10 protein-coding genes and 1 pseudogene are annotated in these 19,094 nt (G+C 63.9%); 1 reads left to right on the top strand and 10 read right to left on the bottom strand.

Annotation, left to right across the window (positions count from 1 at the left end; all coding sequences use genetic code 11):
• Positions 1–34: 34 nt before the first annotated feature.
• A pseudogene (locus tag QN413_RS27350) lies at positions 35–451 on the bottom strand (hypothetical protein); the annotation flags it as partial.
• Between the two features lie 85 nt (positions 452–536).
• Between QN413_RS27350 and QN413_RS13105 the strand changes: the two are divergent.
• Positions 537–899 (top strand): hypothetical protein, encoded by a 363-nt coding sequence (locus QN413_RS13105; RefSeq protein WP_323497033.1) that lies wholly within the window; start codon positions 537–539, stop codon positions 897–899.
• A gap of 865 nt (positions 900–1,764) precedes the next feature.
• On the opposite strand, the gene QN413_RS13100 is transcribed toward QN413_RS13105, so the two are convergent.
• The 9 genes from QN413_RS13100 to QN413_RS13060 all read right to left on the bottom strand — a co-directional run bounded on the left by QN413_RS13100 (position 1,765) and on the right by QN413_RS13060 (position 19,091).
• Positions 1,765–9,444, bottom strand: a complete 7,680-nt coding sequence (locus tag QN413_RS13100) for an OmpA family protein (RefSeq protein ID WP_323497032.1) — start codon at positions 9,442–9,444, stop codon at positions 1,765–1,767.
• 193 nt (positions 9,445–9,637) lie between these two features.
• Positions 9,638–12,559, bottom strand: a complete 2,922-nt coding sequence (locus QN413_RS13095; protein WP_323497031.1) for a hypothetical protein — start codon at positions 12,557–12,559, stop codon at positions 9,638–9,640.
• 145 nt (positions 12,560–12,704) lie between these two features.
• Positions 12,705–13,352 carry a hypothetical protein gene (locus QN413_RS13090; RefSeq protein WP_323497029.1) on the bottom strand — a complete coding sequence of 216 codons (648 nt, stop codon included), beginning with the start codon at positions 13,350–13,352 and terminating at the stop codon, positions 12,705–12,707.
• Positions 13,353–14,004: 652 nt separating this feature from the next.
• Positions 14,005–15,000, bottom strand: coding sequence for an aminotransferase class I/II-fold pyridoxal phosphate-dependent enzyme (locus QN413_RS13085; protein WP_323497028.1), 996 nt, complete (start codon positions 14,998–15,000; stop codon positions 14,005–14,007).
• On the bottom strand, positions 14,997–15,962 hold the full coding sequence (cbiB, locus tag QN413_RS13080; RefSeq protein WP_323497027.1) for an adenosylcobinamide-phosphate synthase CbiB: 966 nt from the start codon (positions 15,960–15,962) through the stop codon (positions 14,997–14,999). The genes QN413_RS13085 and cbiB overlap by 4 nt, the downstream gene beginning before the upstream one ends.
• Positions 15,963–15,970: 8 nt before the next feature.
• A complete protein-coding gene (gene bluB / locus QN413_RS13075) occupies positions 15,971–16,672 on the bottom strand; it encodes a 5,6-dimethylbenzimidazole synthase (RefSeq protein ID WP_323497026.1) in 702 nt (233 codons plus the stop codon).
• Between the two features lie 2 nt (positions 16,673–16,674).
• Positions 16,675–17,244, bottom strand: a complete 570-nt coding sequence (gene cobO, locus QN413_RS13070; RefSeq protein ID WP_323497025.1) for a cob(I)yrinic acid a,c-diamide adenosyltransferase — start codon at positions 17,242–17,244, stop codon at positions 16,675–16,677.
• Positions 17,245–17,292: 48 nt separating this feature from the next.
• Positions 17,293–18,075 carry an ABC transporter ATP-binding protein gene (locus tag QN413_RS13065; protein WP_323497024.1) on the bottom strand — a complete coding sequence of 261 codons (783 nt, stop codon included), beginning with the start codon at positions 18,073–18,075 and terminating at the stop codon, positions 17,293–17,295.
• The gene (locus QN413_RS13060; protein ID WP_323497023.1) at positions 18,072–19,091 is read right to left on the bottom strand and encodes an iron ABC transporter permease; all 1,020 of its coding nucleotides are present in this window, start codon (positions 19,089–19,091) and stop codon (positions 18,072–18,074) included. Before QN413_RS13060 ends, QN413_RS13065 begins: the two co-directional genes overlap by 4 nt.
• Positions 19,092–19,094 lie beyond the last annotated feature (3 nt).

Below are 19,094 nucleotides of genomic sequence, written 5' to 3'. Positions count from 1 at the left end.
TATTGGTGTCCGTGCCGCCCGTGGGAGTCGTGGTGACCGTGGCAGTGTTGACAACCCCTGCAGACGGGCTGGTGAGCGTATTGGCTGTCACGGAGTAAACAATAGTGCAGGTTCCATTGGCCGGCAGCGTCAGTCCACCACCATTCAACGTGTTGCCGCTGAACGTGGGCGCTGGGCACGTGACTCCGGCCGAAGGCGATGTACTTACCACTGTTGGCGAGCCGAAGTTCGAAGGCACTGCGTCGCTGTATGTGATGTTGCTGGCAGTGGGCCTGCCAGTAGCGTTCGCAATCACCAACTGGTATTGAACCGTGCCCGAAACGGGCGCTTTCAACCCAGTACCTGGCCCTATAAAAGTACCCGTCGTGCCGAGCCGCTGACTTTTCACGATGGACAGGTCAGGCACTAACGAGTTGGTGAAAGTACACGTGATGTCGGCACCGCCTCGCATGGCCGTGACGGGCACCGTAGCCGCATTTCCTGACAAAGTGCCAAGGTTTCCCCCACCATTGCCCGTGCTCGCACCGTTGGCGTCTATGCACGAGACCCCAGTCGGATTTGCAGGCCAACCTGTTGGTACGCTTGACTCGGTGATGGTGACAGCAGTGATTGAGCCTGCAGTCGCCGTGTGTGCCGCTGGCGATGCAGGACTTGTGCTGGGACTGGTAAACGAAATGTTTTCGGAGCCGGGTGATGCGCCGTTCAACGTAAAACCAAATGCCGTGGTTCCCGAACCGTTAGTGGTTGTTTTTTTAACTCTGACGATAGGTAGCGCCGCGTTGGTGATGGTGCAGTTAGCCATCCCGGTTAGCCCAGTGATGGAAAACGATCCATTGCCCGAAGGATTGGCAGTAGCGGTTCCGCCTCCACCAGTACACACTGCTTGCTGGAAGGCGTAAGCCGCGGGAATACTCGTCTGCGTCACAGTCGCAGAACTGCCCACAACCCTCATGGCCTGATTACCGGTTTGGGACGTGGTTCCATCCATTTCGAAGGTGGCGCTTGCCCCCACGGCCTGGGTTTTAGTGGCGTCGACAGCTATTGTGTTGACGACGTAGTCAATATTTGTGCCTCCAAGCGCGAAAGCACCGCCTGAGCCGCCAATCGTTCTTTCGCTCAGGCAAATGGCGGGGCCCATTTCGACAACAACATTGTCAATTGAGACGTCGTCCACAACACCACCATTGAGCTGCACTGCGCTGAAGGACAAATTGGCCGTCGATATGGACCCAGCCGGTAGCCGGAAAGAGTAGTTGTTAAAAACATTTCGCGGGTTGGAACCACAGCCACTGACGCAAGTCGCGCCACCGCCCATCCCTGGGGGGCTACTGGCACCTGAGCCACCGCCATTGTTCGTGTTGATCGCCATGTACAGGACGCCGTTGTAAATGATGTCCAACCGCGAGTTAACCGGGCCGCCACCACCGCCGTGCTGCATCGAAAACGACACCAGAGCGCCGGGCTTCGCATTGGTGACTAAGACCGTTGCAGCCTGCGTACCCAGGTTGTCGATTGTTGTGCCGATGTTTCCAGCCGCGCTGTTGTAGCCCCAACCTGCACCCATGGTCCATCCACCCGAACCGAGTGGGAAGTCACCGTTGACGACAGCAGGGGTACATGCGGCGATCGCTGACTGCGCCAACAGCACACTGCTCAACAGCCCGGCCGCTGCACGCAGTGCAGTTCTTGGTACTTGTCTTCCGATGCGATGAATCAGATATGACACCATGGACTTACGGTCACTTTTGCTCGTCATGTTGTTTTTCAATGTCGACTCGTCGGCTCTGGCGGTTGCCCACTGTGCTGTTTTTCCTGGCCGAGAACTTCAATCTCGACCCGACGGTTCTGCGCCCGGCCGTGCGCCGTTGCATTCGATGCGATGGGCTCTTTCTCACCTTTGCCTTCGCTGCGTATGCGCGCAGCGTCCACGCCATGGGCAATGAGGTAGGCGCGCACGGCATTGGCGCGCTGCTCGCTCAGGCTCTGGTTGAAGTCCTGGGAACCGACCGAATCGGTGTGTCCGATAGTGATCACCACGTCGAAGTCGGCGGCCTTGATTTGCGCCGCCAGCACGTCGAGTGCGGCGTGAGATTCGGGCTTGATCGATGACTTGCCGAAGTCGAACAGCGTCTCGGCCTGCAGCGTGGTCTTGGCCGGCAAGGCGAGCGGCGCCGGCGCGATCACCGGCATGGCGCGAGCTGCTTCGTTGGCAGCGGTAATGGCATCCACAGGCGTGGCGGATGCAGGCTCTCCGCCCGCCGACGCAAAGCCCAACCCCGTCTCGTCGAACTTGAAACGCAGTCGTACATAAGCACCTTTGCTCGTGTACTCGTTGGCGGTCAGGTCGCGGTCCTTCAGGCCGACGACGTTGTAGCCGGCCGAGACCCACGTATTTTTGTAGGCCTGGTAGCCAACCTCGACGCCGGCGGTCTTTTGCAGTCCGCCGCCCTTGCCGTAAAGCGCGCCCGCCTGCACGCCGACGTCCCAGTCGGCGTTCAGGTCCTTGGTCCAGCGGGCTTGCACCAGGTGAGCCCAGTAAGTGCTGGGCAGCACCCCGTCGTCGGCGCGGCTGACCTTGGCGGCGTAGCGCGCGGTGATGACGGTGCCGCGTTCAGGGTTGAAGTTGAGGTGCGCTGAAACGATGTCGGCACTGGTGGTGCCCGGCAGGGTGGCGTTGCCGGAGTCGCTGCCAAAAGCGCTTCCGCCGCTGAGGGCGCCGGCCGAGTTGCCACCACCGACGATCTTTTCAGAGCGATGCTCGTAGCGTGCCAATGCGTTCCACGTATCGGTGTCGACCGGCCGGTAGGCCAGGCCAATCTGGTGGCGCTGCAAGTGACGCTCGTTGCCGGCATTGGCGCCCTGCCCTTCGCTGTCGCTGATCACGCTGCGCGCCAGCAGGCTCACTTCAGGGTTGAGCTTGTAGCCGGCGCCCGCGCTGAAGAGGCGCGTGTTGGCGTCGTCACCATTGCGGGCTTCGAGCACACCGCTCGCCTTGAAGCCACCATCGCTGTATTCCGCGCCGCCCGTGATGGCAGTCGATTCGCCCAGGCCAGTGGACGCGTAGCCGTTGCCGCTGTTCACGCTGTTGCTGGCACCGCTCAGAGTGCGTGTGTGTTCCATGCCGGCAGTCAGTCCCAGGTGGTCGGTCACCTTGAAGGTGTTGCGCACACCCAAAGCGGCTTGCGCCGAACGGCCGTCGATGCTGTCTGCCAGGCGGTACTCGTTGTACACACGGCCGCCTTCCATGTAGGCGCTCTCGATGCCGACGATGCCCACGTTGTGGGTCTGCGTGCTGGTCGCGTCATAGGGCCCGTTCAGCGACGAGACCAGTTCATAGCGGGCGTAAGCGCGCGTCTTGTCGGTGATCGCGTAATTGCCGCCGACCGCAACGGTATGGCGACTGCCGTCTTTGACGTCTTGTTCGCCTTCGACGAACACCTGTGCCTGTGGCAGACCGGGAACCGCCGATGAGAGGCGCGCGCGCACCGTGGTGAGGCTCTCGTTCTGGGTGCTGGCGGAAGTGGCTGCCGAGCCGAGTGCGGTCACGTTGCCGGCACCGACGCTGCCGCCGAGCTGGCCGTTGTAGGTGGAGATCTGCCCGTAGTCGAAGCCGGAGCTGGAGCCGAGGCCCGTCGTGCTTTGCCCCTGTCGCAGACCGACTTCGGCCACGAGCGTGTCGCTCAGTTTCTTCTGTGCGCTCACCGTCGCACCCTTGGTGCCGCCGGTCAGCAGTGCGTCCTTGCTGTAGAGCGCTTCGGCGCGCACAGCAGTGGTTGGATCGACCCTGTATTCAGCGCGGGCCGAGACTTCGGTGCGCCCGGCCATGATGGAGGCGCCGGGGTTGTCGAAACCTTCGCTGGTTTTGCTGGCCAACGCGACGACGGCGAGTTTTTCGTCCTGATAGCGCGCTTCGACCCGGCCTGCGTTCCCCTTGCCCTTTGCGTCGGATTCGGTATGGACAAGTTCGGCCGCCACGGTCGTGTTGTCGCCGATACGGGCAATGCCGGTCACTGCCTCGAGCTTGCGTTTGTTTTGCGGGTTCTGGTCGGTGCTGGCGACCACGCCGAGCTGCACGCGCTCACCCACCTTGACCTGGACATCGGTGCCGGCCACGGTGAACTTGGGCCCGCCGCTGTCGACTTCGTAGGTGACGTGAATCGACTGCGGGTTCAGGTTCGCATCGACCGAGGAGATCGGATGCGTGAACAGAATGCGGCGCGTCAACGGCTCGACCGTGTAGTCGACGAAGCGTGTCACGGCGGTGCGCTGCAGCACGATGTTCGGCTGGTTGCGGTCGCGGACCATGACTTCGATCTGCTCGCTGTTGTCGACGAAATCACCGCCCGTGGCGCTCAGGTAGTAAGGGCCCGAGGTACCGACGGCGCGAAACTCTTCGACTTGCTGGACCTGCGCGGTGCGGCTCACGTAGCTGGTGGCGCGCACCGTGTCGTCTTCATAGACGTGCTTGAGTCCGGTGAGCGACCGATTGCTCTGGCTCAGGTTGCGCACCTCGGTGCTGCTGGCGGTAGTGAAGTCGCCGTACAGCAGATAGCTGCGATTTTTGTCGATGCGCACATAGAGCTTCTGCGTGCTTTGCGCATCGAAGCCTTTCACCGACGAGTCGCCGTAGACCGGGTAGAACTCGTCGGGGCGGATGTCGCGGAACAAACGGTCTTTTTCGGTCTTGTCGGAGTCGAAAGACGCGGTCAACAGATAGTCGCCCTTGACGGTGCCCTTGAAAAAGAACGCCGCACGGCCGGAGGCGCGCCGGTCGCCGCTCTGGTCTTTCAATCCTGTCAGCTCGGCCTCGAAGGCGGCACCGGCAGGCATGGCGCCCAGCGCGAGGTTGCCGCGTTTGGTGAAGTCGAACACGCCTTCGACAATGCCGACACCGATCATCGGACGCATCTCGGGCAACAACGCAAGTCGCACTTCCTTGACGAGGTCGCCGGCCGTTACGCGGATACGCGCATCGCCTGGCTCGCCGGGCGGCAGCAGACGGAACTCCGCCGTGCCGCCTTCCATGAACACCTGCGTGCCGGGCTCGGCCGGATTCAGGTCTTCGTCCAGCCAGCGGCCGCGGTCGCTTTCAAGGGTGAGCTGGGTTCGGGCAGTGACCGGAACGCCTGCGGCATCGACTAAGCGCACCTTGACGATGACGGGGGTGCGCAGGTCAGCGCGTGCCACTTCGGGCAAATCGATCTGGATGGCGGCAAGCTTGTCCGGAGCAGTCAGGCTGATCTGTACCGGCGCGCCATGCGCGTTGCCGAAATCGTCGACCGCATCGAGCTGCAATGTGTTGCGGCCCGGCTTGAGCAGCACGCCGATGTATTCCCAAGCACCGATCTTTCTGGAGGCGAGTTGCGTCTTCTTGCCCACCCGACTCGCATCGATCGCGATGCCGTTGACGGTCAGGCGCAGAGACAAGGCCGCCTCGCCCTTGACGCGCACGTTGAGAGACTGGCTGGCAACGGTGTCGCCATCTTTGAGGCCGATGAAGCCGAGTGCGTTGCTGTCGATCTGCGGCAGGAGCACTTCGAGGTCGATGGCGCTCGGGGTGGCTTGCATCAGCAGGGCCTGGCTGCGCGGCTCCAGCATGGCACCGCTGGCGCCGATCGGGCGGCTCGCAAAGGCGCCTGCGCCGGTCGCGCTACCGCTCACAGCCGACGAAGGCAGTCCATTGGTCGGCAAACCACTGAGTGACGCAAAGAGGCTGCCGGCCGGGGTGGGTGCTGCGGCGCTCATGCTGCCCAAAGTGCCGCCGCCGCCCGTACCGCCAGCCGCGCTCACGAAGGTGCTGGTCTTGCCGTCAGGCACCGGCAGCGCAATCAGCGGCGCAGACGTGCGTTGCACCGCACCGGTGCTGCCGCTGGACAGCGACTGACCGCTGGCCGGCAGCGAGCGTGTGTCGCCGACCGCAATGATCTTGCCCTCGGGGTCCAGACGCAGGCGGACCTGCGCTTCGGCTTCGGTGTCGGGCAACGCCGCAATGGCGGAGCGACGGGCGGCCACCTCATCGATCATTGCCTTGTCGTCGCAGTTGGTGATGATGAAGTTGGCTTTGTGGAACTCGCCCTTCTTCAAGTCGACGAAACGGCTTTCGGGCGTGCCCGAGTTGCGGTTGTCCAGCACTTCCAGGCGCGCGCCGCGAGGCAAGGTGGTCTGGTCCAGCCGCAGCACATGCGTGATGGGCTTCAAGCCGTACAGGCTCCACTTGCCTTCGACGTCGGTCACGACGTTGGTGCCGTTTTCCAAGTACAGGCGCACACCGGGCACGCCGAGCTCGTCCAGGCCCTCTTGCTTGCCGTCGCGCTTGCAATCCAGGTACACCTTGCCAAAGGCGAATGCGTCGTCCGAGAAAACGCCACCCGTGACCCGCACTCGCCAACTGGCCAGGTTGGATTGAATCGGACCCGAGGACGCGCGCGCACGGTTGACGGCATCGCCATTCGTCGGCGCACCCACGCCGATACGCAGGCGATACCGAACCACAGCAGACTGATCCGGTCCCAGGGTCAGCGCCGGAAATCCGAAGCCCAGCAACGGCCCTGCGCCGCCTGCCGGGTTGGCAGCGACGGCACCGTTCAGCCGCGCGCTGTTCGCCACGAAGGCGAAGCCGGGTGGCAGGCTGTCGCTGAAGTTCACACCAGTGATCGGAAAGCCCGTCTTGTTGGTGACGGTCAGCGCGTAGTCGATGAAGTCGCCGAACTCGGCCTGGCGTTTGCTGCCGTCCTTGCGCAGCAGCAGGCCCAGCACATTGCCGGGGTCCAGCGGAATATGGTTGTGCACCACATCGCAGGCAGTACCGTCAGGATTGACACCGGACACGACCGCAAAATAGTAGCTCGTCGGATCGGCAGTTTGCGGCGCCGCGCTGTTGGGCACGATGGCGCCGCAACTCGCATAGCGGCCCGGCGTCGGTGGAATGAGCGCCGACGGGTAGACATAGCCACTGCCCGCCGGGGGCGTCACGGAAAGGCCGTAGGTGCACAAGCCGGTGATGGGTGGCGACTGCAGGTAGAACTGGTAGGCGCCATCGGACCCCGTCGTCATCGACATACTGCCGTTGGCGTTGAAGGTGTACGTGCCTGAATCGGCGCCCGAGATTTCAGCGGCGGTGATGGGCGTGACCGGGCCGCTGTTGCAAGACTGCCGCGTGTAGGTGACAAGTGCCCCGGCCACCGGCTGGCGCGTCACCGAGTTGTAGACGGTGCCCTGCGGATCGATCAGCAGCGATTGCACCGAATTCGAGGTCGCCGCGACCAGCATGGCCGGCGTGACGTTGATGGTGTTTTGCTCGAACGCGGCCGCCCAGGCCTTGTTGATCACCGTCACGCGGTTGCCGATAGCGATAGGTTTTTCGGTGACGCGCACGGTGAACGTGCTCTGCTCGCTCTGGCCGGGCGCCAGGGCGCGGCTGCCATCGGTCGTGCTCAGTGCCGCTTCGGTGGGCAGGCTGAAAGGATCCGCGCTGTTGATCTGGGTGCGGTTGCAGGTTGCCCGGCCAGTGAAACTGGCCGCCGGATTCAGAAACCCATTGGCTGCCTTGGGCGCACCCACCAGCGCCCAGGCAGCAATCAAGCCTTCCGGCTTGTCCATGTCGAATGTGCAGTTGAGGTTGTCGATGACGCGCACGTTCGGCGCGGCAGCGACGCCGGTATTGGTGATCTTCAGCGTGTAGTCGATGTCGAATACGCCGGAAGTGACACGACGCGGCAGCGATGCGCTCTTCACCAGCGTCAGCGAAGGAAGCTGCGTCGACACCGGTGTCGGCGAACTGTTGTTGTTCGGGTTGCCGTCGCCATCAGGATCCGGGTCGGCGCCGTCGACGGAGTCGTCGAAGATCGTCGGCGATGCGCCGGCAGCGAGTGCACTCGATACCTTGACGCTGTTGTAGAGAGTGTCCGCGCGGCCGGTGAAATTGACGCGGGCGTCGAACTGCACGGTCACCTGTGCGCCGACCGGCAACACAGCACCGGGGGACAGCAGGTTGGACGCGGTCGCGGTACCGGCGAAGCTCGTATTGGCGACAGCGAGCGTGCCGCTCACGTTGTTGCCTTGATTGCCACCGATCAACACCGACCCCGGCACGATGGTGTACTGGTTGGCCGCCGGAACGGCCGCCGCGGTGAAGGTGCCGAACTGGCTGGCGCCGAGGCCTTCGAGCACGTCGGGGGCCAGCACATCGTAGAGCGGCAGGGTGCCGTAGTTACGGATGTTGACGCTGAAACGGACCGTGGCGGTGCCGTCGAGTTGACCGTCAGCGCCGCGATTGACCTTGGGCGAAGAAGCCGCCTTGGCGACGCCGATGCGTGCCTGACTCGATGCGATGACGATCGTGTTGGACGTCGCTGCCGTCGGGTTTATCGCGTCGTTGTAATAACTCTGCGCGGTGTTGCGGATGTCGCCTGTCAGGCTGGCGTTGACCTTGACGCCGAACTGCATTACGAAAGACGCATTGCGCACCACCGGTGTCGCAATGCCGATGGCCACCTCGATGGCAGAGGCGTCTTCGACCGTGCGATAGCTAAAGGACGCGTCACCCGACAACCTGAAGAGCTTGGTCGAATTGGCCGCAGCGCTTTGCAGGGAACCAACGATGTATTGCGTGCCAGCGGGCACCAGGTCGCGTACCAGTACCAGTGTCGCGGGCGCACCGTTGACGAGCACGGGCGTGTTGGTGGGCGCCGCGACGTTGCTGGGCTGCGCATCTTGCGAACCGATGTTTGCGCCCGACACGGTGAAGTCGATTCGGGTCGTGCCCGGGATCACCAAGCCCGGGTATGTCGCGCTTTTCGTGATCACGATAACTGCCACGTTGCCAACCGTCACGACATCGTGGTTGAAGGCATTCAAACTTTGCAACGCTGTGGTGGCCACGAGCGACAGGCAGGCATTGCCGGCACCGACCGTAGGCACGGTGCCCTGAACCAGGAGTGCAGCGGTCTGGCCGGGTTGCAAAAGCAGTGCTCCGGCGCTGTTCAGCGCGATGACGGGATCGCTGCTGTCGATCACGCCGTTGTTGTTGCTGTCGCGCACGATGCGCAGCGAAGACAGGTCGAGCGTGTCCGGGGTACAACCCGCGCCGTCGTTGCTTAAGTTGAGCGTGTAGCTGGACGCCACATTGCCGGTATTGGTGAGCAGGTGGCTCAGCGTGACAACAGCCGCGGGAGGTCGTGTGACCGACTGGTCTTGTGTCAGCGTCAATGCCTCCACCGACAGCACGGTAGCGACAACGGCATTGGAAGAAATGGTCTCGGTCTGTGCAAACCCGGTCGGCACATAGGTGCCTGTAGCGACGTTGCGAATCACGGCGCCGCCCGGTGCCGGCGCCGCCTGCACCAACGCACTGCCGATCAGCAGTGCAGCGCCGGCAACGAGCGCCTTGCCGACCTTGCGCCATCGCAATAAGCCAGCGCTGGCCTTTTCTAAATGGGAATACACGCGATGAACCTTCCGCTGCCCCCCGTTGCGCAGGGGCATTCAATATTTGGAGACTTTTTCCGCTGGGGCCTGGGCGTGCTTGTGGCGTTGGGCCCGTTCAAGCCGCAGAGGAAAAAGGCGAAGCACCTCCGCCGAGGTGGTGCTTCGCAAAAAAATCCGGCGAGCTGGAGACCCGCCGGAAGTCAAACGCAGATCAGAAATTGACCTTGACGTTGAACATCAGCGTGGCGCTGCCGCCGGGCTGGACGGTGGCGGCCGTACCGCAGCTCACCGTGGAGGCGGTCGATACGTAGTTCGCATTGGCAAGCACCGGGGTCGTGTTGACGGAGCTGCACCGCGTGCCCGGTTGCGTGGCACCCGTGAGGCTGGTGTAGGCCGGCACTGCGTCGTTGATCGACATCTGCGTGACCGGGGCTGCGCCCTGGTTGGTCGCGACGATCTTGTAGACGATGCATTCGCCTGGTTTGGCAACCAGGGCAGTGGCTGCGACTGGCGTGACCAAACCGGTGCAAGCTGTGTCGAGCGCTTGCAGCTTGTCAAGGCGCATCTGACCGGTCACGACAGTGCTCAGGTCGGTCGCCGATGGCGTACCGCAGGAGGTTGCGCCAGCCGGGAATGTCACCGTCACGGTGGCCGTGTCGGTCGCGCCTGCTGTGGCGCCGCCAGGTGCGAACACCTTGACCAGCAGCTTTTGCGTGCCACTTGCCAACAGCGGGCCGGCAATCGAGCCGGAGATCAGCGTGTCACCAGCATCGATCATGCCGTCACCGTTGTTGTCGATGTACAGCGCGGTTGTCCAACCGGCACTGACGTCGGCAGGCGGCAGGGCTGCAGCAACCGTGTACGGTCCTGCGCAGCTCTGGGCACCGGTGTTGGTCAGCGTGTGGGCATACACAACGGAGCCGCCAGGAGCGACTTGACCATTGTTGTTTGGCGTCAGCGTGGCACTGTACGTTGCAGCGATGGTCACCGTCACGGCGTCCGTCTTGGTGTCCATGGCGATGGCGCCCGTCGACGTTGTGAGGGTGGAGCGAATCTGGAAGTAGATGAACTGCGCGGTCACTGCCACCTGCGATGCGGGTGGCGTCACGCAGGCTTCGACTTGCGTCTGGCCACCGTTGGCCGGCACGGCAACCGTGGTGATGGTCGCAACCGTGGCACAGGTGCCACCGGACGCCACGAACTTGACCGTCCATCCAGCTGGCAGGCTGCCTGGGAAGGACGTCGTCTGGCTCGCCGCAAGGCTGTAGGTATTGGCAACCGTGTCGTTGTTCTTCACGAACAACGTGAAGACCGTGCCGGTACCGGCCGCCGTGGAGTTCGTCGTGGTCGGGCTAGGGCTCGGGCCTGTGCCAACGTCGCCGTTGCCGGTGGTGCCGCTCACGCCATTGCCGCTGGCGGTGTTGGTCAGGTCGGCCAGCACGCCAACAAGGGTGGTGATGGTGTCGCGAGTCGTTTCAGACTTCGTGCTGTCGCCAGTCGATGTACCCGTCACGATCGCGCTGAACGGACCCGTGGGAATAACTGCTGGCGAAGGCAACGTGGCCGCAACCACGATCGTCGCACTCAAGCCGGCCGCGATCGGGCCCGTGTCCACAACGCCATCGCTGTTGTTGTCGATCAACGGCGTCAGGCCGTCGGCGGCGAAGAACTTGAAGGTCGTGCCCGCAGGGAAGTTACCCAAGGCGGCCGTCAGATTGACGATGTCGCTCGAGTTGCCGGTGTTGAACACCGTCTGCGTGAACTTCACCGTGCTGCCGGCGGCGGCGCTGGCAATCGTGGTGGTGTCGTTGGCGGTTGCATTGGGCACGCCAGCGCTGGTGTCGATCGCTGTCGTTGAGCTACCGGCAGCAGAACCCAGGACGATGCCGAAGGTGCCCGTGACGGTGAACGACGCAGGATTGGTCGGCGAAGTCACACCGGTCGGGGCGCTCGAGGTGGAGCCTGTCGCGTCGATCGGGTTGTACATCGCGGTGTTGGTGGTGGTCGACGTGCCGATGACGGCCGTGTTGTTCACCATCACCACAAAGCTGATCGTTTGCGAAACGTTGGCGCCCAACGAGTTCACCACGGCGGTCACGACGTTGCCGGATGCCTGGTAGTCGATGCCGGTCGAATCACCCAGGGCTGCGTCGGTCAGGGCGACGCCAGGAGCATTGCTCCAGACGGCAGAGCCAGGAACGTACGTGAAGCCTGCAGGCAAGGTGTCCTTGATCGCGAACATGCCGGCTGCAGCGCCGGTGTTGCTGAAATTCAAGGTGTACACGGTGTACACGCAACCAGCGCTTGGTGTCGTAGCACCCGCGACAGTCGCTAAACAGCTCGCCGCTGAGCGCGGGCCGCTGGCCGAAGCGGTAGGCCACACGCCGCCATTGGCCGACCATGGAACCGCCGGGACGTTCAAGCCCTTCGTCGAGTTGAAAGCCGCACCGGTCGTGAGGTTCACGTGATCGACGTCGGCTGCCGACGTATTGCCAACGGCGTAAAGCGCCGTGGTCGTCGGTGTGGCAGTGATCGTGGCCGAGACAGGCGAGGTGAACGACGAGGTCGTCGCGGTACCCGGGATCGAGTAAGCGACTACGAACTGAAACACGCCGTTGTTGCCGGCGACTGTTTGTGCGGTGACGTTACAGGCGGCAGTGGGCACGGCGGTACACAACGGTGTCGTGCTGTCCGGCAAACCGTCGCCGTTGACATCCGCGAACACCTGGACCTGGGTAAAGCCGTTCGGGCTGGCAGGTGCCGCGATCGACAGGCTGAAAGTGTCGGTGCCGTTGCCGGTGTTGGTCAGGACGTGAGGCGCATAGACGGTCGAACCTGCCGCGCCGGTCTTGGTGTTGATGACGGTCGTGGTCACCGATGAAACGGTGTCCAGCGTGAAGGAGCCGACTTGCTGAACCGTGGTCTGCACCAGGTTAGACGTTGCCAGTTGACTGGCTCCATTCGGATCGAGGTACGTGGCCGAGGCCTGGTTCCCGATGATGGTGTTGGCGGGCGGCGCTGCGGCCATGACTCCGGAACTTCCAAAAAGGAAGCCCAGCGTCAGGATTGCGGCGCCAGCCCATGTCTTGCGCGGCTGGAGGCCTGCGCGACGGGTTGGCGAATTGGAAAGCACTTGATTTCTCCTGGAGGTGATCAAAAAAGGAACAAAAAAACCCGGCCGATGCTTCTTCGTGGGGAAAAAGCAATGACCGGGGTGCACGTCAAACAGAAATAGGGAAATGGGGAGAAATCGCGTGGGCGTCGCTGGGCGTCGGCAATCAGCGCGGCGTGGCGTTGGCAGCGGGCTGCACGGCAACCGGCGGCGCCTGCGGCGCGGCTGCGGATGTCTTTGGTGCAGGCGGCACGACGATCTGCACCTGGGCGCGGGCCGCCACGGCAGTCACGCCGTTGGCAGGCAACTGCCCCAGCGTCCAGCGCAACGACCGGTAGTCACCGTATGCAACCGGTTCGGTCTTGCCAGCCACAGTGTGGGTAAGAGGCTCGGCGGCGAAGACGCCATCCTTGGCAGCAGCCTTGACCAATGCAGCGCCGGGTTTGGCGCTTTTCGGGAGGTACTCGAGGCCTTCTGGAATTGGCAGGTTTGCGACCAGTCCGGTCACGGCCTTGCCGGTGTTGTTGGTGTAGGTCGCCTTGTATTCGACGACGTCACCTGGCTTCACCGAAGCTGCGTCTTGCAACTGTTCGGTGCCGTCGGCGGCCTTGACCACCTTCGACTGCGTCAGCACGACAGCGACGACTTTTTTCTCAGCAACGGCTGCGGCGTCCTTGGCAACGACAGTCTGTGCGAATGCCGGCACCGCCATGAAAGTCATCAGCACGACGCCGGCGTTGATCCGAGCAGCCAGACGCGCAAGGATCTTTCCTGCGGGTCGACGAGTGGCGGCAGGCAAATTGGTAATTGACATGAAAACTCCAGTTCAAAAGTCAGTTAGAAGGGATAAAGACAATTCATTAACAGTTGTAGTGAATTGATAATTCGGAAAAAGCTTTTCGCTCTTGGGCTCCGAATGCCGCGAACTTTATTTGTAAACGTCAAAAATGAAGGTGAACAAAATCACGAAATCACACGGTTACGACAGTATTTACTTTATTAATTTCTTAATTACATTTAGTTCACCTTTGTCAAATACAAAAAACTTTTGTATTCAATATTTATGAAACCTATTCCTGTATCAAAGTGTTTTTTGATTGGTCATGCAGCGTTTGAGACGTGCCAACCCACCGCAAAAATGTGTGGATGTGTGCAAACAACAGCTTTTGAACGAATCGGATGTGCAAGGCGGTCGTAACGTCGCCCTGCCGAGCCGCTCGCACGTACCAAAAGGGTTGGCAGTGGCTATTTGCCGACGCTGAGACAGCGAGCAAGGCAGGTCTGCCGGCGAGCGGGCACTTTGGCGTGCAGCGGCCCATTCGACCGAGGCCGCAAGGCAATCAATAGAAGAGATTCACCGCGCGAAGATGTCAATTCATTGCCGAAGGCAAATCAATTGCGGGGATTTCGATATGTTCGATGCCGGACGGTGGCATCCGTGGCTTCGATGAAATCCAGGGGTGAACTTATATAGCCGACAACAGCGCCTGCAAACTCGCCGGTGGTAAAACCGCCATCCGCAGGTAACCGGGCAACCCGAACGAGGTGCAGTCGCGCAACTTGACTCCGGCGGCGCGCAATCGTGTAAGCAAGGGTGTCAGCGGAACACGGGGTTCGACGCAGAAGAAATTTGCCTCGCTGGACAGGAGCCGCCAGTCGGTCACGTCCCGAAGCAATTCGCATTGCACGGTCTTCCACGCTCTCAGGGTATGCCGGCTCTCTGCAAGCCACACCTGGGCGTCCTCTTGCGTCCAGCAATCCAGCAGCGCGGCGCCGTGGGCGCCGAGCGGCCACGACGGCGCGAGTGCATCGACGCGCTCACGCAGGCGCTGGGCGCCGACCTTGGGCGCGATGCCGTAGGCCGCTCGGATGCCGGTGCATCCGAGCGCCTTGTTGGGCGTCCACAGTTGCCAGACGCGGTCACGCTGTGCTTCGGTCAGCGCGGGATCGCCTGTCAGTCGGAGGGGCGCATAGGCGAAGTCGACAACCACAGGGGCGCGCCGCGCCTCCATCGCATCGAGCAGTGCCGGGAGTCCCGTCGGGGTTTGCCCGAGCGGACTCGACGGATCGCAAGACCACGCCAGGTCGACGACGCTCCAGTCCGATGGCTCGCGCACGATATCGAAAGACCAGCCCCGCGCGGCGCGGGCGTAGTCGCCGTAACTGTGTTCCGGCAGCGCGACGCATCGGCCACCGCCCTGCGCCACGGCAGCTGTGATGCGGTGAATGAATTCGCTCGCGCTCGCCGCGATCACGATGCGCGCTGAATCGACGCCGTGAAACGCAGCGAGTCGCACGCGCAACCTGATCGAGCGCGGGTCGGGATAGCGGCTCGCATCGACCGACTGCAGCGCCTTCAGTGCTATCGGACAGGGACCGCAGCCATTGCCGTTGCTGGAAAAGTCGTGCGGTACGGCACCGGCAGCATCGGGGCCACCGTGCTCGTCCGATGAGTCGTTCACCACGCCAGCGCGCTGGCGGCAGCGATGGCTGCCAGCGCCAGCAAGACCCGGTGGCCGAGTACCACGGCGCGCGCCGTGTCGGCCGCAACCGGTGGCCGCGCCGTCGCGTTGAGCGCGTACACACCCGGCTTACCGAGCCGCACCCCGAGCGCCAACGCCATGGCGGCCATGGGCCAACCGCTGTTCGGCGACGGCGTTCGGGGCGCCTCGCGGCGCAATTCGCACCAGGCCCGAAGCGATGCGTGCGACAGGCGCACCGACACCATCAGCAGCACTGCAGTGATGCGGGCCGGCACCCACGACAGCACGTCATCCGCCCGCGCCGCCCACTTGCCGGCCCATGTCCAGTCGCGCCCGCCGCGTGCGCCGCGGTAGCCCCACATCGCATCGGCGGTGTTCGCATAGCGATAGACGGCGGCACCGGGCAAACCGAGCAACATGAACCAGAAGATCGGCGCAATCACCGAATCATTGAGGTTCTCTGCCAGCGATTCGATGGCGCTTTCGCGCACTTCGCTTTCGGTCAGTGCGGCGACGTCGCGACTGACCAGCCTTGCGAGTTGCGCGCGCCCCGCGTCGAGCGACGCACCCAGGGCAACCTCCACCGCGACGACTTCGCGATGCAACATGCGCCATGAGAGCAGCGGCTTGAGCAGCAACGCCAACGACGCGATGGTCGCCCACGCGGGCAGTTCGAGCAGCCACCTCTGCAGCACGATGGCGACGACGAACACGACGCCCGCGCCGCCGCACCACGCCACAGCGCCCGCCGCAAAAGCTTGCGCCGGCGGCGTCGGAATGCACCGCCCGATCCGGTCGAGGTAGTTGCCCATCCACACCACCGGATGCCAGCGCACCGGAGGCTCGCCGAACCAGTGATCGATCGCGAGGGCCAACCAGAGAGCGCCGCTCAAAACGCCCGCGCTGGCGACCCACGGCAACGCGTCGAAGGCAGTCGTCACGCGGCCGCTCAGTCCGAGTTGCAGGTACCGACCTGCGGCGCGTCGAACAAGGCCGAGGGCCGACCCCATCGATCGTCGAACACCATCGACGACAAGGGCGAGCGTTGCGCCCAACGCTCGCGCTGCAGCATCGGCTCGTCGTAGAAGCCATGCACCGGGCCCAGGCACAGCAAAGCGATCGGCTCCGCGCCTTCCGGCAGACCGAGCAACGCGCCGACCGCGACAGGATCGAACAGCGACACCCACCCCATGCCCATCCCTTCGGCCCGCGCGGCGAGCCACAGGTTCTGGATGGCACAAGCGGCCGATGCAAGGTCCATTTGCGGCAAGGTGCGGCGGCCGAACACATGGCGCTCGCGTCCATCGGTGAGCGTCACGGCCAGCACTTCGGCTGCTTCGAGCAAGCCCTCCACCTTGAGCCGCATGAACGCGTCTTCGCGCTCGCCGAGCGCCTGCGCCGTCTGCACACGCTCCTGCTCGACCAGGCCGTGAAGTTGCTGGCGCAGCGCTGCATCGCGGATGCGGATGAATCGCCACGGCTGCATGAAGCCGACGCTGGGCGCGTGGTGCGCAGCGTCGAGCAGCCGGCGCAGCAACGCGGGTGCCACCTCGCCGCCGGCAAAGTGCCGCATGTCGCGACGCTCATGGATGGCGCGGTACACGGCGCGCTGATCGGCTGCTGCGAAGGCGTCTGGCGTCGGCTGCGACATGGTCAGTCCTCGATGCCGCGTTGCGTCGGGATGCCGGCGGTGAACGCGTGCTTGACCATCTGCATCTCCGTGACCGTATCGGCGAGTTCGATCAACTCCGGCGGGCAGCGCCGACCAGTGAGCACGACGTGCACCTGCTTGGGCCTTTCGCGCAACGTGACCAGCACGTCGTCGAGCGGCAACCAGCCGCAGATGAGCGGGCAGGTGATCTCGTCGAGCACCACCAAGAAATAGTCGCCCGACAGGATCGACGCCTTGGCCTTCAACCAGCCATCGCGCGCAAGCTGGCCCGACTGTTCGAGGTGCTGGTCTTTCCAGCCGAAGCCGTCGCCGAGGCCTTCGATCGGGATGCCGAGTTGCTCGAACATCCGGTGTTCACCTAAGAGCGCGCTTGGCGCTTTCATGAATTGCCAGACCTTCACTGGCTTGCCGCGCCCATGCGCGCGCAAGGCCAGACCGAAAGCCGCAGTGCTTTTTCCCTTGCCATCGCCGGTGTTGACGATGACGATGCCGCGGCGCTCCCCTTCGGGCTTTTCATACGGCTTGGCCGAAGGTGGTGTTTCAATTTCCATGAGAGTCGGTCCTGCGGTGGTGCGCTTGTGCGGTTGAATTCGGTGAGTTCAGCGAGGCAGAGCGATCCATTGCTCCGCCACGCGGTGGATGCGAATGCGACGATCGAACACTTCTTCGAGCGCTGCATGGGTCGCGGGGTCGCTGCATGCGCCGTGATGCAGCACGCGGCCACCCGCCATGACCACGAGCGCATCGGCCGCCAGCGCCATCGAGAGTTCGTGCAGCACGCTCACCACCGTGCGCCCTTCGGCGACGAGCGCGCGCGCGGTCGTCATCCAGTCGGCCTGGTGCGGTGGATCGAGATTGGCGAGCGGCTCGTCCATGAGCAGCAGTTGCGCTTCGACCGCCAACGCGCGGGCCAACAACACGCGCTGCCGTTCGCCGCCGGAGAGCTGGCCGAGCGGCCGCATGCGCCAGTCCCACGCCTGGGTGCTGCGCAGCGCCCGCTCGACGGCTGCGCGGTCGCGTTCGGTTGGCGCAGCGAGCCAGCGCTGGTGCGGCAGGCGACCGAGCATCGCGACGTCGTAGACCATCAGGTCGTCGGCGCTGCCCTCGCCTGCGCCGCCCTGCCCGAGCCACGAGAGCTGCTGTGCACGGGAGCGGCCAGACAGCGCGGCCATCGGCTCGCCGAAGAGAAGCACCTCGCCCCGGTGCGGCAGCAGGCCGGCGAGCGCCTTCAGCAGCGTCGACTTGCCGGCGCCGTTCGGTCCGACGATGCTGGTCCATCGGCCCGCCTCGATCGCCAGGTCGATGCCGTGCAGCACTTCTGCGGTCCCGAGCACGGCACTCAACGCTTTGCATTCGACGGCGGCGCGCTTCGTGAGCGTCATGAAAGGCCGCCCCTCGAACTGCGCCGGTGCATGAGCCACAGCAAATACGAGCCGCCGAGCACTCCCGTCAGCACGCCGACGGGCAACTCCTGCGGCGCTACGAGCCAGCGCGCCAGCAGGTCAGCCGCCATCAGCAACAGCCCGCCCATCAACGCCGACAGCACGATCAGCCGCGCGTGCGTGGTCTTGACGGCAGAGCGCACCAAGTGCGGCGCAGCAAGGCCGACGAACGCGATCAATCCGGTCTGCGCGACAGCGGCGCCAGTGGCCATCGACAGCACCGCGACCAGCGCCATGCGCATCGCGCCGAGCGGCAAGCCGAGGCTGCGAGCCGTGGCCTCGCCGAGCGCAAGGCCATCAAGCACCGGCGCCAACGCCCATGCGCACACGAGGCACACCACCGCCAACGCGGCCATCACCCCGCAAGCGCTCCAGCCGATGAGGCCGGTGCTGCCCAGCATGAACGCCTGGATCGCCTGAAGCAGGTCGGCCGAGGCGATGGTGATGAGATCCTTGGCTGCGCCGAGCACCACGCCGACGATCACGCCGGCCAGCAACAGCCGCAACGTTTGCTGCACGCCGCGCGCCAGCAGCAGCGTGAGCAGCACCGCCAGCACAGCGCCGACGAAGGCCGCACCGGTGAGGCCGAGCCGGACCACCCAATGCGTACTGGCCGGCGAAGCCCCGAACACGACCAGTGCGACCGCCACGCCGAGCGATGCGCCCGATGCGCTGCCAAGCAGATAAGGGTCGGCCAACGGATTGCGAAAGAGCCCTTGCGCAACGGCGCCGGCCAGGCCGAGCAATGCGCCTGCGAGCCAGGCGCCGAGGGTGCGCGGCAGTCGGATCTCGCGGACGATCTGCAATGCGACCGGATCCCGCCTGGCGGCGACCACACTCTCGAAACCGGTGCTGCCGATGCCGATGCCGACCACCACGAGCACGAGACCCAACGCGAGCAGAACAACGCCCAGCGTGAGGGCGCGACGGTGCTGATCGACTTGAGCGAGGCTCATCGT

Source organism: Variovorax sp. LG9.2 (assembly GCF_035018885.1).
Lineage (GTDB): Bacteria > Pseudomonadota > Gammaproteobacteria > Burkholderiales > Burkholderiaceae_C > Variovorax.
Note: the sequence above shows the minus strand (reverse complement) of the source record. Positions and strands in the feature narration are given on the sequence as shown.